The sequence below is a fragment of the Kamptonema animale CS-326 genome, from assembly GCF_028330895.1.
Lineage (GTDB): Bacteria > Cyanobacteriota > Cyanobacteriia > Cyanobacteriales > Microcoleaceae > Kamptonema > Kamptonema formosum.
This window is the reverse complement of sequence record NZ_JAQMUA010000144.1, coordinates 1-19,649: the sequence shown is the minus strand read 5'-3', so window position 1 is coordinate 19,649 and position 19,649 is coordinate 1. Positions and strand designations below refer to the sequence as shown.

17 protein-coding genes are annotated in these 19,649 nt (G+C 45.9%); 8 read left to right on the top strand and 9 right to left on the bottom strand.

Annotated features, from left to right (window positions below; all coding sequences use genetic code 11):
* Positions 1-92: 92 nt before the first annotated feature.
* The 5 genes from PN499_RS08715 (at position 93) to PN499_RS08695 (ending at position 5,767) form a co-directional block, all read left to right on the top strand.
* On the top strand, positions 93-422 hold the full coding sequence (locus tag PN499_RS08715) for a DUF6825 family protein (protein ID WP_007356788.1): 330 nt from the start codon (positions 93-95) through the stop codon (positions 420-422).
* Positions 423-536: 114 nt separating this feature from the next.
* Entirely contained in the window at positions 537-2,303 is a 1,767-nt protein-coding gene (locus tag PN499_RS08710; RefSeq protein ID WP_272031402.1) for an ABC1 kinase family protein, read from the top strand.
* A 516-nt stretch (positions 2,304-2,819) separates the two neighbouring features.
* Positions 2,820-3,554, top strand: a complete 735-nt coding sequence (locus PN499_RS08705; RefSeq protein WP_272031401.1) for a PP2C family protein-serine/threonine phosphatase — start codon at positions 2,820-2,822, stop codon at positions 3,552-3,554.
* A gap of 316 nt (positions 3,555-3,870) precedes the next feature.
* Positions 3,871-5,241 (top strand): anhydro-N-acetylmuramic acid kinase, encoded by a 1,371-nt coding sequence (locus PN499_RS08700; RefSeq protein ID WP_272031400.1) that lies wholly within the window; start codon positions 3,871-3,873, stop codon positions 5,239-5,241.
* Positions 5,242-5,317: 76 nt separating this feature from the next.
* A complete protein-coding gene (locus tag PN499_RS08695; protein WP_026103739.1) occupies positions 5,318-5,767 on the top strand; it encodes a hypothetical protein in 450 nt (149 codons plus the stop codon).
* A gap of 228 nt (positions 5,768-5,995) precedes the next feature.
* On the opposite strand, the gene PN499_RS08690 is transcribed toward PN499_RS08695, so the two are convergent.
* The 7 genes from PN499_RS08690 to glyA all read right to left on the bottom strand — a co-directional run bounded on the left by PN499_RS08690 (position 5,996) and on the right by glyA (position 15,826).
* Complete coding sequence (locus tag PN499_RS08690; RefSeq protein ID WP_007353543.1) at positions 5,996-6,193, bottom strand: NblA/ycf18 family protein; 198 nt, start codon at positions 6,191-6,193, stop codon at positions 5,996-5,998.
* Between the two features lie 418 nt (positions 6,194-6,611).
* Positions 6,612-8,312: a serine/threonine protein kinase gene (locus tag PN499_RS08685; RefSeq protein ID WP_272031399.1), complete on the bottom strand. Its 1,701-nt coding sequence runs from the start codon at positions 8,310-8,312 to the stop codon at positions 6,612-6,614.
* Positions 8,313-8,841: 529 nt separating this feature from the next.
* Positions 8,842-10,089 (bottom strand): competence/damage-inducible protein A, encoded by a 1,248-nt coding sequence (locus PN499_RS08680; protein WP_272031398.1) that lies wholly within the window; start codon positions 10,087-10,089, stop codon positions 8,842-8,844.
* A 218-nt stretch (positions 10,090-10,307) separates the two neighbouring features.
* Entirely contained in the window at positions 10,308-10,646 is a 339-nt protein-coding gene (locus tag PN499_RS08675; RefSeq protein ID WP_272031397.1) for a hypothetical protein, read from the bottom strand.
* A gap of 233 nt (positions 10,647-10,879) precedes the next feature.
* Positions 10,880-13,003 carry a M13 family metallopeptidase gene (locus PN499_RS08670; RefSeq protein WP_272031396.1) on the bottom strand — a complete coding sequence of 708 codons (2,124 nt, stop codon included), beginning with the start codon at positions 13,001-13,003 and terminating at the stop codon, positions 10,880-10,882.
* Positions 13,004-13,296: 293 nt separating this feature from the next.
* Complete coding sequence (locus PN499_RS08665) at positions 13,297-14,355, bottom strand: glycosyltransferase family 4 protein (RefSeq protein WP_272031395.1); 1,059 nt, start codon at positions 14,353-14,355, stop codon at positions 13,297-13,299.
* Between the two features lie 187 nt (positions 14,356-14,542).
* The gene (gene glyA / locus PN499_RS08660) at positions 14,543-15,826 is read right to left on the bottom strand and encodes a serine hydroxymethyltransferase (RefSeq protein WP_007354863.1); all 1,284 of its coding nucleotides are present in this window, start codon (positions 15,824-15,826) and stop codon (positions 14,543-14,545) included.
* A 314-nt stretch (positions 15,827-16,140) separates the two neighbouring features.
* Here glyA and PN499_RS08655 point away from each other — a divergent pair, with 314 nt between their 5' ends.
* Together PN499_RS08655 and PN499_RS08650 are read left to right on the top strand one after the other, a co-directional pair.
* Positions 16,141-16,338 carry a hypothetical protein gene (locus tag PN499_RS08655; protein WP_272031394.1) on the top strand — a complete coding sequence of 66 codons (198 nt, stop codon included), beginning with the start codon at positions 16,141-16,143 and terminating at the stop codon, positions 16,336-16,338.
* A gap of 320 nt (positions 16,339-16,658) precedes the next feature.
* Positions 16,659-17,132, top strand: coding sequence for a Tic20 family protein (locus PN499_RS08650; protein ID WP_272031393.1), 474 nt, complete (start codon positions 16,659-16,661; stop codon positions 17,130-17,132).
* Between the two features lie 71 nt (positions 17,133-17,203).
* On the opposite strand, the gene PN499_RS08645 is transcribed toward PN499_RS08650, so the two are convergent.
* Complete coding sequence (locus PN499_RS08645; protein WP_272031392.1) at positions 17,204-17,977, bottom strand: fumarylacetoacetate hydrolase family protein; 774 nt, start codon at positions 17,975-17,977, stop codon at positions 17,204-17,206.
* Between the two features lie 228 nt (positions 17,978-18,205).
* Positions 18,206-18,787 (bottom strand): 5-formyltetrahydrofolate cyclo-ligase, encoded by a 582-nt coding sequence (locus PN499_RS08640; RefSeq protein ID WP_272031391.1) that lies wholly within the window; start codon positions 18,785-18,787, stop codon positions 18,206-18,208.
* Between the two features lie 172 nt (positions 18,788-18,959).
* Between PN499_RS08640 and PN499_RS08635 the strand changes: the two genes are divergently transcribed.
* The gene (locus tag PN499_RS08635) at positions 18,960-19,484 is read left to right on the top strand and encodes a hypothetical protein (RefSeq protein WP_272031390.1); all 525 of its coding nucleotides are present in this window, start codon (positions 18,960-18,962) and stop codon (positions 19,482-19,484) included.
* Positions 19,485-19,649: the final 165 nt, after the last annotated feature.

Here is a 19,649-nt window from a genome sequence, read left to right as displayed (position 1 = left end):
CTCCCACCCTACCACCCCCGCTTTTTCAGAATCAGGCAGGAATAGAGGCAAGCAAGTTATAATTCTTTGCGGACGAGCGCAGAAATAAATCCATGAGTAAACCCCCAGTTCATGCCTTTTTTGTCGGCAGAGCAGTTGCCGAAGCACTCTACGAGCAGTTGGAGAGTGTACTAACCAGCGCTCTCTCCGAACTTGGTAAATTTGATGCCGAGCAGCGGGAGCGCTTGCGGCAGTTCTATGAATCAGTCGAGGAACGAGCCAACAGAGAAGCCCAAGCAGCGATACAAGCACGGGAGACGACTGCAATCGTGCAGATAGACTCCCAACCTGCATCCGACCTACAAGCGACTATTGACGAGCTGCGAGCAGAAGTTGCCCTAGTTAGGTCTGAACTGCAACGCTACCGTAGCCGTTTGCAGTAAAAGCGCTGCTCTCAAAATCTATCTATAAAGCGGGGGTAAAAACAGCGCAGCGCCAAACGCCCCTACTTAGATCATCGCGGCTAATAAACTGAAACAACCTATTTGGGAACCCCAGTGTCTGCTCTCCTTGATGATTCCGTTAACCGTAAGCGAAATACGAAGCTTACTGGCAGTTCCTTACAGCCAAAATTTGTCGGCAAATCTTATGGGCAAAAATCCTACCGGTGGAATCGGGAGCATTACTCCCGCCATCGGCGCTTTATCGACATTTGGACTTTTGTTTTAACATGGCTGGCTTGGCTGTGGCTAGACAGTAAAGATTGGAGCTATCGGGGAGGTGTTACTGAAGAAAAGAAGAATGCCAGACGCAGAATACAAGCCGCCTGGGTGCGAGAAACCCTTTTGGATCTGGGGCCTACCTTCATTAAAGTAGGGCAGCTATTCTCAACACGAGCAGATTTGTTTCCTGGGGAGTACGTAGAAGAGCTTTCTAAACTGCAAGATAGAGTGCCTGCTTTTAGTTACGAGCAGGTAGAAATTATTGTCGAGCAGGATTTAGGCAAGCCAATTCAGGAACTCTACCAGAACTTTGACCCTATACCTTTGGCAGCAGCCAGCTTGGGTCAAGTACACAAAGCTCAAATCCATTCCGGTCAAGAAGTAGTAGTCAAGGTGCAACGGCCGGGGTTGCGGAAACTGTTTGAGATTGACTTGCAGATTCTTAAGGGAATTGCCCGCTACTTTCAAAACCATCCCAAATGGGGGCGCGGCCGGGATTGGATGGGAATTTATGAGGAGTGTTGTCGCATTCTGTGGCTGGAGATTGATTATCTCAACGAAGGTCGAAATGCTGATACTTTTCGCCGCAATTTTCGCAACTCCGACTGGGTGCGAGTACCGCGAGTTTACTGGCGGTATGCTGCTCCACGAGTGCTGACTTTGGAATATCTACCGGGGATTAAAATCAGTAACTATGAGGCCTTGGAAGCTTCGGGACTCGATCGTGCTGCGATCGCCCAAATGGGAGCTAAAGCTTATCTTCAACAGCTACTCAATGATGGCTTTTTCCACGCTGACCCCCACCCCGGAAATATAGCTGTTAGCCCCGAAGGAGGGCTAATTTTCTACGATTTCGGCATGATGGGGGTAATCGAGGCCAACGTCCGCGAAGGACTGATGGAAACTCTCTACGGCATTGCTTCCAAAGATGGACAGCGCATCATTAACTCCTTAGTTAACTTGGGAGCCTTAGTTCCTACAGGGGATATGGGGCCGGTGCGGCGATCGATCCAGTTTATGCTGGACAACTTTATGGACAAGCCCTTTGAGGCCCAGTCCGTTACCAAAATTACTGACGACCTCTACGAGATTGCCTACGATCAACCTTTTCGCTTTCCCGCAACTTTCACTTTTGTGATGCGGGCTTTTTCAACTATTGATGGGGTGGGTAGAGGTCTAGATCCTAAGTTCAATTTTATGGAGGTGGCACAGCCGTTTGCCATGGAGCTTATGAAAAGTGGAAGTGCTCAAGAGACAACTAGCAGCATTTTTAATGAGATTGGCCGTCAAGCTGCTCAGGTAAGTTCTAGTGCCTTGGGCTTGCCTCGCCGGATTGAAGAAACCATTGATAAGTTAGAGCAGGGAGATATCCGCGTCCGAGTCCGTGCTACGGAAACTGACCGTCTGCTACGACGCATCAGCATTGTTCAGATGGGAACTAACTACGCCCTCTTGTTCAGCGCTTTTACTTTGTCGGCGACGATCTTGTTTGTTAACAATCAGGTATGGTTAGCAGTGGCGGTGATTATTCTGGCCGCGATCGTGGGATTTGCCCTGTGGCGGCAACTCCGCCGCATTGACCGCATGGATCGAATGTCGTAAGGGAAATTTTAGATTTGGGATTTTAGCCCTCAAGTCTGAAGCGTGAGTATTGTATTAGTTGAGTTTCAGCTCAGCAAAACCAAGCTCACACGACCAAGATTCTTGCCTAAAATAACAATAAATATGCGATACTAGCAAAGTAAGCTTTTGAGAAGGTGATATCCTACAACTGTTTGGCAAAAAGCCGGATCCGTGGGAGCCTTCAAGAAAGCAACTCAACGCGATCTGTATCGTACTGCCATCATCTTTCTAGATTAACGAGTCATGCTAGAGATGCAGCCAAAATAATGCCGAAAGTAGCCACAAACTCGACTTTAGTTGAGCAAGTGATTAGAGGTCGCCCGACACGACCGTTGAGAATTAGGCTTTTTTCCGATTTATCCTAAAAAGTTTATTCTCAACAATCCCCTGGGCTTTGGCCCGGAGGAATGTCAAAATCTACAATTAAGTTAGGCAGACCTTAAAAAAATACCTGCCAATTACCTTTGCAAGTTTGATGACTTCAACCGCCAATCTATGAAACGCTCTTTCGCAGGTAAGACAGACACAGGGCTGGTTCGTTCCGTTAATCAAGATTCTTACCACATCGACCCGGAGGGGCGATTTTTCATAGTGGCGGATGGTATGGGAGGACACGCAGGCGGCCAAGAGGCTAGCCGGATTGCTACCCAAGCGATACAGTCCTATCTCAACGAACACTGGAACAGCCCGCAGGAGTCTTCAGAGTTACTGGAAAAAGCTTTTTTAGCAGCTAATCAGGCAATTTTGCAAGATCAACAAAAGCACATAGAACGCTCGGATATGGGGACTACTGCGGTAGCGGTAATTTTTCGCCAAGAGGGAGAACCTTGGTTCGCTAATATTGGTGACTCTCGTCTCTATCGATTCCGGGGATCGGAACTTCAACAAATTACTGAAGATCAGACTTGGGTAGCCCAAGCTGTGAAAAGAAAGGCTCTGACTCCAGATCAAGCTCGGAGTCATCCCTGGCGGCACGTTTTATCACAGTGCTTAGGCCGGGAAGATTTGGGTCAAATTGAGATCTCAACTATGGATGTGAAGCCAGGAGATCGCTTATTGCTGTGTAGTGATGGTTTAACCGAGGAACTGTCTGACTCTTTGATCGCTTCTCCTCTGAAATCGATTCGGGCTTGTGAAAAGGCAGCGACAGCTCTGGTGAATGCCGCTAAGGATAAGGGAGGGCGTGATAATATTACGGTGGTGATTGTAGCAATTGATATGCTTAAATAACTAATTGGTTAACAGTTAACTGTTAACGGTTAACTGTTAACTGTTAAGCTTTTAATTTGTATATTAATTCATCAATATATTACTCCTCTTCCAAATAACAAATTTATTCCGTTTCTCCCTCCAATAACAAACATTTATTCCGTTTCTCCATCCTCTACTTAGGGGGAAGGGGTTGGGGGTTAGGTAACAGTACAAATAATGCGGCGTTACGTCAACTAATAATCAACAACCAACAACTACAATTAAACAGTACAAATAATGCGGCGTTACCTAACAACTCACAATCAACAACCAACAACTAACAATTAACAATTCCATGACTCGCGTTATCGGTTTAATTAGTGGCACTTCGGTAGATGGTATTGATGCTGCTTTAGTGGATATTTCTGGCTCGGAAAGCGATTTGAAGGTGGAACTTGTAGGTTCTGCTATTTATCCCTATCCTGCTGATTTACGATCGCAAATTTTGGCAGTATGCGGTGGAAGTGTCCTAAGTATGGCAGAACTGGCTGAATTAGATGACGCGATCGCCATTGAATTTTCTAAAGCAGCATTGACAATTCAAGAAAAGTATGGTATTGCCGACTTTATCGGTTCTCACGGTCAAACCGTTTACCATCGACCACCAAAGGAACGGCGAAGCGAGGACAAAGAGAAAGAAGAAGAAAAGGGTAGTTGGGCAAAAAATTCCTCCGATGTAAGACTCAAAGCTCAAAATACTCTTGGTTATAGTCTTCAGCTAGGTCGCGGAGCGTTAATTGCTCATCTCACAGGCATCCCCACAGTTAGTAACTTCCGAGCCGCTGATATTGCCGTTGGTGGTCAAGGAGCCCCTCTAGTACCCATAGTCGATGCCTGTTTACTCAGCCATCCTACCTACAACCGCTGCATTCAAAATCTTGGCGGCATTGGGAATGTAACTTATTTGCCTTGTCGGGGAGTGGGGGAGATGGGGAGATGGGGGGCAGAGGGGCAGGGGGGCAGAGGAGATGGGGAAGATAGGGAGGATAGGGAAGATTTAACTTCCTCATCTCCCCCATCTCCCCCATCTCCCGCGCTCAAGAGATCCCCCGCTCCCCCGCCCCCTACTTCCCACGTTCTAGGTTGGGACACGGGGCCAGGGAATAGCCTTTTGGATCTAGCGGTGCAACACTTCTCTGGTGGAACCAAAACTTACGACAAAGACGGTGTTTGGGCTGCTAGCGGCACTCCTAGCCACGCTTTAGTAGATGGATGGTTGCAGCAAGAATTTTTCCACCAAGAGCCGCCCAAATCTACAGGTAGAGAGCTATTTGGCCCCGACTATTTACATCAGTGTCTAGCTGAAGCCGAAGCTGAGAATCTTAGCCCCGCTGACGTTCTGGCTACCCTTGTAGAATTGACGGCTACCTCCATAGTTCATAGCTACCGCAACTTTTTGCCCCAAATGCCCGATCAAGTTTTGCTGTGCGGGGGAGGTAGCCGTAACCTATATTTAAAAGAGCGGTTACGATCGCATTTAGCGCCTGTGGAAGTGGTGACAACCTCTGAGGCTGGGTTGAATGCTGATTTCAAAGAAGCGATCGCCTTTGCAGTTTTAGCTTATTGGCACATTTGCGGTATTCCAGGTAATCTCCCGGAAGTTACTGGGGCAGTTACTGCTGTAATTTTAGGAGAAATTCATTATTATCCGCACAGTCAGGCGTGATAGCATAGAATCTCAAGAACAACCGTTCTGAGTTGTTGCACCAGCATTGTAGCCAGCGCGAAAAGCATAGGATATTGTGGCTCACACCTTTTTAATGGAATCAGGTCAATGGGCGCTCGAAGGAAGTTGGATAGAGCGCAATGGCTTGCCAATTACAGTCAAAGGGAAGACTTTAGTGAACTGGAACCGTACAGATTGGTTCAGTATGGTAACAAAGCTCGTGTTTCCCGGAGGCGATCGCGAAGAGATTGTTTTACAGTACCGAGGACATCTCGATAGCGACGAACGGCAATACACTTTTGTACTCCAACACAGCGAACTTGGCCGTGTGGAGGGGGAAGGTTGGATTGCTCCCCAGTCTATTGTCCAGCGTTACTGGGTTTTAGGGGATGAACGCCAGCGCCGGACTGGTTTTGAAACTCTGCACCGGATCGATGACAATCGCTATTACCACTCTAGCGGTCTGATGGCCGGTCATTATCTCACGAGTGTGATGGAGGCAACTATAGAGCGCCAACCAGAATAAAATTGAGGGTGCGCCGCTCGCGTACCCTCAAATCGTTGGTATTTAAAATTACCTTCAACATTTACAGAATTAATATTTATTTGTAGATAACCAATTTCTTATTACCTTTTCCTTTTGCCTTTGGCGTTTTATCGTTTGCCAGATTGCAAGTTGACGCCCCATCACCCCCAACTCCTTTCCACGTAGGAAACAGAGTAAGAGACGGAGGTCGCCCACTGCGACTAGGCTTTACTCAAGTCCAGGATTGGGCTCTAGACCCCACTGGTGTTTTAGAAAATGGCGATACATAGTTTCTCGCAGCATCATCTGTTCGTAGAGCTTGATTAAAAACTCCTGAGCTTGTTCGCGACTCATTTGGTTAACCTGTGTTTGGAAAGAGCACAGGCTAAATTGTTGTTCCAAAGAGAGTTCTATGGGCTGGTTCATAGCTGAATCCTCAGATGAATAGAGTGATACGGTAGCAAAAACCTAGATTAACCAGAGTTGTGACTTTTCCCAGCGATCGCCAGTTAGTTTCAGGACACCCCTGATTAGATCGTCTAGCTCTATCTACATATTACAGAAGGTAACAATTATTTGACAAATTTACCATCTTTCTTTTGAAATACTTCCAATATCTAGATGATAAATGCAAAATTTAGGTTCCTTCCGTTCAGATATATAAATCTAGTCCGTTGTCAAGAGTAATAATGCTCATTGTGAACCAATTTTGGTAGTCCTTTTCCTTTTCATTATTTTTTACCAGAGAATATTCGTAAATCCTTTCTCTAAAAGGATTTAGTTATGAGTAGAGCCATCTAATTCAACCTAAAATACCCACTTTCTTCTTCTTTGTTGCTTCTTATTAGTTGGAGGCAGGTTCTGGGAAGGGAACAGTCGGCACCAAATCTTGCGGGCCCTGCGATCGCACAGAACTGTCTGTACTATTCTCCTCCGAGCTGGGCGGCAACAGTTCCGGCTCTGGCTCCGGCTGCGAACTGGGTTCTAAGGCAGGCTCTAGCGGAGCTTCTGGAAATAAAGGAGCATCAGCAGGGGGAGCGATCGCGGCTGGTGGCTCAGAGGGCTGAGGCGGCTCTGGTGGTAAAGGTGCAACTTCTGGAACTGGTGCAGGTTTAGGGGCGATCGCAGCTTCTGACGGAAATTCCCGTTGAGGTTCAGGAGTATAGGGTTGCGCCTGTTCAGGCTCAGGTTCCGGAGTAAATGATTCTACCTGCTCAGGTTTAGGCTCAGGTTCAGGCTCAAGTTCAGGCTCAAGTTCAGGCTCAAAAGATTTAGGAACTGGTGTTGGGGAGGATTCGATAGTGGGGGCAGATGCAGTATTTGGTTGCTCCGTAAGGTTTTCAGAGTTGCCTTTTGGAGGTTTATGCAATTGCAGAGAGACTGTAGGGCGGCTCTGGACAGAGGGTTCACCGAATAAAGGCGCAGAGGGATCTTGACTGCGAAATTCTGGGTGCAGCGAATTCTCAAAGAGCATTAAGGAACGATCCCCTGGAAACTGCTTGTTCATGGCGATCGTGCCACTGTAACGACGCGCCAAGTCAAAACCGATCCAACCAGCTAGGGCTGCCGTAAACACAAACAGAAACAGAATAAAGGATGAAGAAGGTAAAACAGGTAATTCGGCCTTTTCTGCTAGCTTTGTCTTCCTTTCTAATAACTGCTGCGCCTCCAAAAAAGCCAGCCAATTTTCTACTGTCTGGGGGCGGTTGCGAGCATCCATTTCCAGACCTCGCAGAATAGTTTGCTCAATGGCTGGACTAAGTTGGGATTGGAATTGGCGCAAGGGAAACAGGGGAATGCGATCGCGTAGGGGAGCCGCCACAGGCGCTTCCCCCGCCAGCAAGTAGTAAAAGGTGGCAGCCAAACCGTAGATATCGGTAGCGGGAGTCAACTGATTGGCAATTTGGGTTTTCCCTAAACCTGAGTTCGATGAATTGAGGCTGGAAAAGTTATCCCCCTTTTTCCCCTCTCCTTGGAAGAGATACTGCTCAATTGGCGCGTACCCAGGCGATAGAAAACTGGTGTGGGTTTGCCTCATACCAGAGGTAAATTCGCGGGCAATGCCGAAATCAATCAGCATCACTAACCCAGTCCCCGATCGCCGGATAATGTTTTCTGGTTTGATATCTCGGTGTACTAAGCCGCTTTGGTGAAGCGTACTTAGAGCGGAGGCAATTTGCCGAATGTAGTGCAGGGCTTCGGTTTCTGGTAAGGGCTGACCCGATTCTACCAATTGAGCTAGAGTTTGGCCAGGAATATAGTCCATGACAATAAAAGACAACCCTGCTTCCTCAAAAAAGTCTAGCATCCGCACGATGTTAGGATGCTGACACCAGGAAAGGCGCTTGGCTTCTGCAACAAATTGCTCCTGAAATTTTTCAAAATCAGGGTGTTGATACAGGCTCTCGTTCAAGGTTTTGAGTACGACTGTTTGAGCGAGATAGGTGTGGGTGGCTCGGTAGGTAATCCCGAACCCTCCTATGCCCAAAATGTCGTCTATCCTGTATTTGCCGTCTTGAAGGACTGTTCCTGGCGTTAAGTTCATATTTCTTAAAAACCCATTTCCCAACTTATGCTATCGCTTTTGTAGTATTTTTCTCTAGTAAGCTATAGCTAGGGGTTAGGGGCTAGGGGCTAGGGGCTAGGGGTTAGGGGTGACGATGCTCCGATACTCAGGGAAGGAGGGAAGAGAATCAAGGGCTTGACTTTATTCTGCACATAAACTAGGTAAAGGGCGGACTCAAATAATAAGAGCGGTATCTTAAGTAGCCAAACATCAATAAACACTCTAAAATCCACAGGTGGGCGCTCGCCTCTTTCAATAATTAAAAATGTAAAATTAAAAATTAAAAATTTAATTAATTTCCTTTTTAATTTTTAATTTTACATTTTTAATGGGATGTAGCTATGAGTTACAGGCTTTTTGTGCCAAGCGCCCAGCCGGAGTTTAATTATGTCCGACTACTTAGCAGGATTTGATATAGTTCTTCAAACATCAATTTCACCAACCGGGCCATAGATAGAATTAGTCATTGATATGAGAGTGCGATCGCCCACTTAACATTACTAGGGAGTCACGCTAAGAGTTTTCGCCGCAATTGGTCGAGGGCTGTACAGGCGCTCAGATTCCGAATCCAGTTGCGATCGCGCAGAGTACCAAAGCGATATTTAAAAGCTTCTACTTCGCCGCTAGGCCCCGCTAAACCGATATAAACCAATCCCACTGGTTTATCCTCGCTCCCCCCTCCAGGCCCAGCAATTCCTGTAATACTCAAACCATAAGTAGTTTCTAGGCGCGATCGCACTCCCGCAGCCATTTGTTTTGCCACTGTACGGCTTACCGCGCCAAATTTAGCCAAATCTTCTGGATTAACATCCAATAGCCCTACTTTAACTCGGTTGTCGTAGGAAATAATTCCCCCTAAAAAGTAGCTAGAACTGCCAGCTATACTGGTCAGCATCGCTCCCAACCCGCCACCAGTGCAAGACTCAGCCACAGCCAAAGTTTCACCTGCATCTAGCAATAGTTGACCAACTACTGACGCTAAACTATCGCTGTCAGCACCATAACAGTCAAGTCCAGCGATCTGCCTCAACTGTTCCTCTACTGGTAAAATTAATGTCCTAGCGTCCTCTGCTGACTCCGCGCGAGCTGAGATTCGCAGCTTGACTTCGCCGTGATTGGCGTAGGGAGCAACGGTAGGGTTAGCTAAGTTAAAAAAATCATTTACTTTTTCTGCTAAAGCTGATTCTGTTATCCCCCAAAATCTTAATGTGCGGCTGTAAATTATTTGGCTACACCATCCGTGACTCCGCAGATAGGGCACGGCGGTTTCTTGCCACATCAGGTGCATTTCCGCAGGTACTCCCGGAAAGGTCATGATTGTTACGTTTGGGCGGGGCTGCCAAATAATCCCCGGAGCACTACCGCTAGAATTAGGTAAAATATCTGCCCCTACGGGAATTAAAGCTTGTTTGCGGTTGCTAGGACTCATCACGCGCCCCCGTTGAGCAAATTTCTGCTCAATGTCTGCGATAATTTCGGGACGTTCAGTTAGGGGAACGCCAAAGAAGTCGGCGATGGTTTCTACGGTGAGGTCGTCGGGAGTTGGGCCCAGGCCGCCTGTAAATAGGAGGATCTGCGATCGCCCCATTGCCATCTCTAACACCTGTTTAATCCGTTCTGGATTGTCCCCAACTACAGTTTGGTAGTAGTGGGGAATCCCCAAACTTGCCAATTGCTGCGCTAAAAACTGGGCATTGCTATTGAGAATATCGCCTAGCAGTAACTCTGTACCAACACAAATAATTTCAGCAACCATCGGGAAGAATTAAAAATTAAAAATTAAAAATTAAAATGGGGTGAATTTTTCCAGTTTTAATTTTTAATTATAGCTGAAGGAACAATAACTTAGGGTCTTTGGCTGGGGTATGCAGAGCAGCCAAATTACCTAATATTTACCTGGAATTTTGACAGTAAATTCTAGGTATTGATGGGGCAATCGCCCGCTATCTTCGACAGCATCAGCGCTAAGGCTGCTTATGAGCGATAGTTATAAAATTCGGTTCCCGTGCGCTCGTTAATGACCACAATCCTGCCCTGAGCGCGATCGTACATCACGCGAACGCCATTCTTCGATCCAGTAAAGCGATCGCCAGATGTGCGTTCCAGGATTTCCCAAAACAGAAATTCGCCCTCCTTAATTTGGATAGCAATGTGATTGTTATCCTGCACAGTCGTGTAGGTCGTCGGATTATGGTAGCCGACACCATCGACACGCCCTTCCGCAAGCACAGGCTTAGTTAAAACGGACAAGACTAGCAGAGTAGTTCCCAGAATCAATACAAGGGCGATCGCGGCCCTAGCTAATTTTTTCATCGTAATTATCTCACCTCGTGTTTTGAGTAAGCCTTATAGAAAGCATTTACTAAGAGAATGCCTCAAAAGTTTAACTAAGTCATAGAATTTTACTAAATCCTTATCATTAGGTTTTAATGGCTTCTCGGCACTGAGATTGTCACTAGAAGTAGCCCTTTCACAACACCTTGAAAGGGCTAAATATTCCAGTAGAATCGCCTTTGCCCCTACAAAAAACAAAGGTTTTTGTATCCCTACCAAATATTCACCCGGTCTTTCTCATCCATCCACATCCGATCGCCCGGTTTGATGCCAAATGCCTTGAAAAACCCAGCCTCATGCTGGAAAGGAGCAAAGCCACGATAAGCACCTACAGGATGCCCATCGGTTAACGTCACTTGGCGGAGATAACCTTCATTGATTTTCGTAGCCCACAACTGCGACCAGGCCATGAAACAACGCTGTTCGGGCGTGTAGCCATCGATCTTTTTATTGGCTTGGGGATTTTTCTTTAAATAATCCTTTAGTGCCTCATAAGCTAGACTGATCCCACCGACATCAGCCAAGTTTTCCCCGACAGACAGTTGTCCGTTCAATTTCAATCCTGGCAGCACTTCAAAAGCATTAGCTTGTTTCACCAGTTTGTCAGTCTGAGCCTCGAACTTGGTAGCATCTTCCTTAGTCCACCAATTCTTGAAATTACCTTGAGCATCGAACTGCCGCCCCATACTGTCAAAGCCATGAGTCATTTCATGACCGATCACCGCCCCCATAGAACAAAAATTCAGGGCTGCATCAGCCTTGGGATCGTAGTTTGGCGGTTGTAAAAAGGCAGCAGGAATTTGGATGTTGTTTCGATCGGGACTGTAAGCTGCATTAATCTGGATCGGTAGTGTGCCTTTCGGATCGTCAAAATCATCAAATGTGACAGGTTTGCCCAGCTTAGACAGTTCGCGGCGATTGAAAAATTCGCTGGTTCGCATTACGTTGCCAAAAAAGTCATCCCGGCGAATATCAATACTGGAATAATCGATCCATTTCTCTGGATAACCTACTTTGATTACTATGCGATCGAGCTTTTCCACTGCATACTTGCGGGTAGGTTCGGTAAGCCATTTGTTGGCTACCAGTCGTCCCCTGAACAGACTTTTGATCTGCTGGATCATCTCCTCTACTTGTTTTTTGGATTCGGGAGAAAAATGTTCCTTGACATAAAGTTGAGACAAGGGATGACCATATTTTTGGCCGATGAGATTAGTCACCCGCTCGGTACGTGGCGGCAATTGAAATTCTTGTCCATAATATACTTTGTTAAAGGCAAGTAAAGGCTTTTCAAATGCCGGGGTTAAGTAGCTCATGTTTTGCCTTAAAAAACCCCAACGCAAATAAGTCTTGATGTCATCGATCGAATATTGCTTCAGCATTTGGTTCAAGTCTGCCAATGAACCAGAATCCTCAACTAGGACATTTCCTGTCGTAGGTAATCCCAACTCCTGAAAATATATCTTCATGTCTAAATTCGACAACAAAGACTGAAGCTTGGCAAACGACATCTTTGCCATTGCTTTTTGAATGTCTCTTTTCTCAACAGGGCTGAGTTGCTTGCTGGCGATGCGAGTTTCCATTTCCAGAATCTTTTTCGCTGCGGCTGTCGCTTCTGCTGGAGAACTGCCAGCGATTTCCAGGGCAGCAGTCACGTAATCCAAATAAGCTTGGCGGATAGCAGCCTTGTCTGGACTCAAATAATCCTCTTGAGAGGATAAGCTCAGTTTGCCACCACCTAGGCCGATGATATTAGTTTTTGCGTCCTCAAGATCCCCAGTCACCCCAACCCCCAAAATTATCGGATCGCTGAGTGTCATTTGCAACTGGGGAAGGGTTTTCGCTAAGGCTGGCGGGGAATCGATCGCCGCAATGCGGTCAAATATCGGCTTCAAGGGAGAAACTCCCAAACTTTCTAGCCGCTTCACATCCATACCCCCAGCATATAAATCACCCACCTGTTGCAATGGACTTCCTTTTGGTGCTGTGGCACTTTGTGTCGCCGCCTGTGCAGTTATCTGCTGTAATTGCTGGGAAACTCGATCGTCTAGTAGAGAAAGCCCATATACCATCAGTTTGTCAGGAGGAATCTTAGTATTATCAAGCCATTTACCTGCTGCAAACCGATGGAAGTCCTGTCGGGGGCTGACGGTGGTATCCATTTTGTCCATTGAAAAGCCCAGGGGAAATTCGGTACTGGGCTTTTTGCCAGCGTTGCGTTCCTCAGCATTGGTGTTGAAAAGGAGAAGCGTAGAGGTTCCAGTCCAAAGCCCCAATCCGAGAACGATACTGCTGATTAATTGGGCATAACAACTAGAGAATTTATTCTTTTTCATCTTTAATTTTTTTACAATGGGTAAAAAAATTATAGGATAGCGAAGTCATCTTGACTATACATTTTACTCACAATCACAAACTTATATATTTTTCCGCTCCTCTACTTATACTAATTCTCTGAAATGCCGGCTACAGATAAATTCTGATATTATACTCTCCTCCAAAAGTTGAATAGTTACTATCTGTAGTCATAGTTTCAAGAATTGGTATTAGACCGAAATTTGATTTTAATTTAGGCTAATTTTCCTTCCCAGTTAACAGTTAACCGTTAACCGTTAACAGTTAACTGTTATTAATTTTTAGCGTGTCTCCAGACTTTCCAGCTTGTGTACCCTAGCAGACCTGTGGCACTCAAGGCATAAACTAAGCCGCTAGGAATTCCTGAAAAAGCTAGGGCTAAACTTCCTACCCAAAGAGTTAAGGAGTAAATAAACAAAACCGTTAATCGCTGTGAAAGTCCTGCTTCTAGCAGTCGGTGGTGAAGGTGGCGTTTGTCAGCAATAAATGGGGACTTGCCGTTACGCAAGCGATCGAGAATTACAGCCGACATATCCAAAATTGGCACCGCTAAAATCAAGTATGGCAACAAAACAGAGGTGATAGCAGTAGTTTTAACCAAGCCAATTACTCCCACTCCAGCTAGGGTAAATCCCATGAAATAGGCACCACCGTCTCCCATAAAAATTTGAGCCGGATTGAAGTTGTAGCGTAGAAATCCCAGGGAACCGCCAGCTAAGGCAGCAGCAATTAAGGCGGCGGCTGGTTGGTGCATGAACAGACTGACAATTAGCATGACAACGGCGGCAATGCCTGAAACCCCTGCTGCCAAACCGTCTAAACCGTCAATCCAGTTGATGGCATTTGCCATACCAACTAGCCAAATTACTGTCACGGGTAAACTGAGGATTTCAATGGGTACCAGTCCCATTGTCGGAATTGTCAGAAAGTCGATCCGCACGCCAACCCACCAGGCGATGCTGGCAACGCTGACTTGCATCAGCAGGCGAGTGAAGGCAGAGAGAGAAAATAAGTCATCTGCCAAACCGATCAAGAAAAATGCAAGACCACCGATGGTAACGCCCCAGATTTCATATTCGTCTTGGGGGTTGAGATTTTGTCCGGTGGCATCGAGAAAGCCTCCCGACCACCAGACAATTAGCAAAGCGGTTAATGTGCCTAGAAAAATAGACACACCTCCCAAACGCACCATCGGGCGATCGTGTACTTTGCGTCCACCAGGGTGATCCACGCGACCGCTGGCTATGCCAATTTTTTTGACAAGCGGCGTACTCGACAGGACTACTATCGCTGAAACGAGAAAGGCAACCAGGTGGTACAGATGGTGCGACATCTGAAATCTGTAAAGTGCGGGGCAAATATGGTGTCAGGCAGAGTCTACTACATTTCAGATGGTTTCTGAACGAAGAGCAGGAGAGAGGAGAGGGAGTTTTGAGTTTTGAGTTTTGAGTTAAAAAGTCAAAAATTCCCTTTTCCTTCCTCATCATCTCTGGCTCAAGAACTTCCCTGTTCCCCAAAAATCAAGCTAGGGCTGCTACTCTCAAGTTGAGGTGAGGGTAGAGGGGGAAGCGATCGCACAAAGTAGCTACCCTTTGGCGACATTCTGCTGTTACTGCTTCATCTTCTGGTTGTAGCAGGCGATCGGCAATAATATTGGCAATTTCGATAAATTCTGTGGTTCCCATCCCCCTTGTGGTCATTGCTGGTGTTCCTAACCGCAGGCCACTGGTGACGAATGGTGACTCTGGATCGAAGGGTACGGTGTTTTTATTGGCTGTAATGTTAACCCCACTGACCAGTTGATCTGCTCGTTTGCCTGTCATGGGGAGCGATCGCAAGTCAACTAGCATCAAGTGGTTGTCGGTTCCACCTGAGACAATCTTTAGACCCCTATCCAGCAATTGAGCAGCCATTGCGCGAGCATTTTCAATCACTTGGCCGGAGTAGATTTTAAATTCTGGCTTTAAGGCTTCGCCAAAGGCTACGGCTTTGCCGGCAATGACGTGCTCTAATGGCCCTCCCTGGTTTCCGGGGAAAACTGCCTTATCCAGCTTTTTACCCAGTTCTGGGTCGTTTGTCAAAATTAAGCCGCCTCTGGGGCCCCGGAGAGTTTTGTGGGTGGTGGTGGTGACGACGTGACAGTGAGTGAGGGGGCTGGGGTGGTGTCCTGTTGCGACTAGACCGGCGATGTGGGCGATGTCGGCGAGGAGGTATGCACCTACTTCGTCTGCGATCGCTCTAAATTTCTCGAAGTCGATTGTACGAGAATAAGCTGAATAACCACAAATCAACAATTTTGGTCGATGCTGTTTTGCTAGTTCTAATATTTCAGCATAGTCTAACTGTTCTGTTTCTCGGCTCACGCCATAGTGATGAACTTTGAACCACTTGCCAGATACGTTGACAGGGGAACCATGAGTTAAATGTCCGCCGTGAGACAAGTCCATGCCCATAATCGTGTCTCCAGGCTCCAGCAGTGCTAAGAATACTGCAAAATTAGCCTGAGCTCCAGAGTGGGGCTGGACGTTGGCGTGGGCGGCTCCAAATAGTTGTTTGGCGCGATCTATAGCCAGTTGTTCTACACTATCGATAAATTCGCAGCCGCCGTAATAGCGTTTGGTGGGTAGACCTTCTGCATACTTGTTGGTCAAGACAGAACCTTGAGCTGCTAAAACTGCTGCTGACGTGAAGTTTTCGCTGGCTATGAGTTCTAAGTGATCCCGCTGCCGCTGGAGTTCTTTACCGATCAAATCGGCAACTAAGGGATCGGTCTTGCCCAGTAATTCTAAGTTAGTATCGCTCACGAAGTAAACCTCTCAACAAATTGGGAATTGGGGATGGGGTATTCGGTCTTGGGGAAGTTTTAAGGAAGCACGAAAGAATGAGGAAATTTCCCTGTTTTGCTATTTTCCCATCTTTTTAGTCCCCAGTAGGCGAAGGTCATCCCACTTCCTACCTAGTTTCCCTATCCTAAGTTAACTGGGACTATACTGCTTCTACAAGACTATGGCTGGGGAAGTATTGACATAAATATTACATTGTGTTCACCTTTAACCGATAGTCTCAAAGTCTTGAAGTACAATGAAATTAGCGGTCTGGACTCTCCCGGAGGTGTCAAATGTTAGTCATTTTAATGGAAAACCAGATGCTTGCTCCTCAGTCTGTATGTCAAAGTTGTTTACTGGCGGATCAGAGCGGTCAACCCCGCTGGACGGGAAATCAACTCCGCTGCGGCCATCCAATCCGTAAACCTGCTACTAGCCAACCCGACCAATACGAGTGTCAGATGGGCTTCCGCATTGCGAATATACAGTAGTGTTTTTGTGCTAGCACTTAGGTTAAAAGGTTGAGAGCGGCTTTGTATCGGCGAGTCGTAAGTAGTTGTGCAACTACGCGATCGGGGCTCTCCTGAAAACCCCATGACTTCAGTAAGAACAGGAAACACGAACGCCGGATTAAAATCTACCTTCGATATTTTCCCTACTTTAGCACCCAACTTAGAAAAACCGTATTACGATAAGAAAGTCAGGAGGTTAGAAGCTGACAGATGAGAAACTGTCTCTGATTTTCACGGACAAAAACCCAATTGGCAACCTTAAACTGAATGGTTAATTACTGGACTTAGGAGAAATTTTTATGACTTGGCGCGGCTCTACGACTGTTCCCGAACGCATTTTTGCTTGTTTGCCTTATCTGTTGCCCTTGATTGACGGGCTACAGTTTGGTCAGTTCTTATTTCGACAGTTTCCAGTGCTAGGGCTATTTTTTGTGCCGATAGTTCCAGTACTAAAGATTTACCAAACAGTACCGTTTGCTGGGTTGATTATCTTCTTTGGCTTGTATTTGGGTGTGGTGAGAAACGAAAATATTAATCACTTTATTCGTTTCAATGCGATGCAGGCTATTCTGATAGACATCATTTTGATTCTGTGCAGTTTGATTTTGGGAATTTTTGCCGGTGGTCAAGTCAGTTTTGTGATTCAGACTCTTTTTAACATGGTGTTTCTAGGTCTGTTGTCGGCATTTGTTTATGCTGTCGTTCAGTCTCTCTTGGGACGTTATGCAGAAATTCCTCCGCTGTCAGATGCAGTTTATATGCAGGTGCGGTGACAATTAAAAATTAAAAATTAAAAATTAAAAGTTAAAAATGAAGAATTTAATTTTTAACTTTTAACTTTTAATTATCTAGGGCCTACAGTATTTTCTAGCGCACCAATACCTTCTATTTCGACTCTGATGCGATCGCCTATTTGTAAAGGCCCTACACCTTGGGGTGTACCAGTTAATATCACATCTCCCGGCATCAGGGTCATAACTTGGCTAATATAAGAAACTAGAAAATCTGGTGAAAAGACCATTTCATTAATCTTGGCAGACTGCACTGGTTCAGTCGTGTCGTTGATAAAAGCCTGTAATTGTGCCCCAGGACTCAATTCGCGGACTATCCAAGGCCCCAATGGACAGAATGAATCGAATCCTTTAGCTCTCGTCCACTGACCATCGCGTTTTTGCAAATCTCTAGCTGTTACGTCGTTGGCGATGGTATAACCCCAAATTTTGTTATGACCTTCTTCTGGGGTACAGTTAGTGCAAGGTTCCCCAATTACTAGGGCTAATTCTCCTTCGTAGTCTACTCGCTGAGATTGTGCTGGATAACGGATGATTGCTCCTGTGGGAATGATGGTGGTAGGCGGTTTGAGAAATAGCAGAGGTTCAGCAGGGACGGGAGTACCCATTTCGGCGGCGTGGTCAGTATAATTTTTGCCGACAGCGATGATTTTCGAGGGGGAGCAGGGGGCAAGAATTTTATATGTGTCTGGTTGCAGCTCTAAGTCTGTGGGTTGTCCTTTCAGCCAGGGAGGTGCATCGAGTACCTGGACGCTTCTGCTCAGTTGTAGCAAACCGTAATGAATCTGTCCTTGTGGGGTTTGAATGCGGATGTAGCGTTGAGCCATAGGTGGTGATTAATTTTCAGTTGGTAGGGGCGAAGCAAGTCGATTTTGAGGCTATGCTAGACAACGCACAACTGAGTTGACATTCTCACCCTTAACCAATGCAGTATAGCGGGAGATTGGGAAATTCAAGAGTTTTGAGTTTTAAGTTTTGAGTTTTGAGTTAGCCTCTACACAAAAGTCCGGGATCGGGAAATTAGGATACATTGGTTTGTAAGGGCAACTATACAGTCAGCGTATGGGGTTGAGACTCGCTCGCTTTTGTACCATTATTAAACCTGTTTCTGTACAAAATCCCTGTAAGGGTCGATCCCACGAATCAATTGGAAGTTCGGCTAAGCAAGCAAATTCAAAAATGATGCCGATGGTTGGCTTTGATGACCACTCTGCTAAATTTAGCATTCTGTCATAATAGCCGCCACCGTAACCTAAGCGATAGCCGTTGGTGTCGCAAGCTACTGCGGGTACAAGGATTAAATCGACTGCGGATGGTTCTAAGATGGGGCTGTCTGGATGAGGTTCTAGTATACCAAATTTTCCTGTTTGTAAATTATCTCCGGGTGTCCATTTATGCCAGGAGAGTTGATTACCGCTACAGCGGGGAAATCCCCATTTTTTAGGGATGGTAAATAGGGGTGTTAAGTCTGGTTCTTGGCGATAAGTGAAGTAGGCTAGTATTGTTTGTGCTTGGGTGAATAGGGGTGAGTGTTGGATGTGGGTGCAGAGGCGATCGCTTTTTTGTTTCCAGGCTTGTACTGAGAGGGATTGGCGGGTTTTGAGGTGCGATCGGCGTAATTCTGCTTTGGTTAGCATATTATTTATGATTGGTTTAGGTAAATGGAGGGCGACTTTTGAGATAGAAAAACTGCTGTATAGCATAACAAATTACCTTTGCTGCCGTTTTCCAACTTGACATCACTTTGAAGATGTGGTTTTTTTCTAAAAAATTAGCTATTATTTATGCTTGCACGCAGAAAGTAAGAAGATGAACTTATCAATAAAAACTTCAACAGGACTGTTTATTGCCTATTCATTGTTTAGTACAGTTTTCAGCGCTAATCAGATAGCTAAGGCTCAAACTTGTAACTATTATGCAGGTCAAGCCGTAGGTGGACAAAGCGTTAATGTGGATTTGTGTTCTATTTCTAGGGCAAGTTCTAAGAGTATTGATTTTGTTTACTACTTAGGACAAGAGCGAGTCCAAAGTCAAGCTAACTGTGAGGCTGGGACTTGGACAAGTTTTCCGGAGAGAACGGTACAGCGTCCTCAGTCTCAAGCTACTCAAAATATGTTGGATGTAGTCTGTCAATATAGAAATCCTACATCTAGAGGTGGAGTAGCAACAGTGTTCGCTCCACCTTCAAATATAAGAAAATATCCGAATGGAGAGATTCTATGCTCAGTCAAAAGTCGCACCAATATAAATATTTATGGTTCTATTGGTGAATGGTACTACACAGATGCGTGTGGGCAATTAGGGGTAATACATTCTAGTCAAGTTAGATTTTAACTACTATTATAAATTGTTTTTTCTCCCATTGGTGACAAGTTAAGGCTCAAAGCCAGTTGTCAAGGGGATTTTCGGCAGTGGCTCAAAGAAAAATGGTTCTCCACGTAGGGTGGCATCCGGAAAGGGAGCGATAATCAATTTTAACTTGGGTTTTCGTTGAGCTTT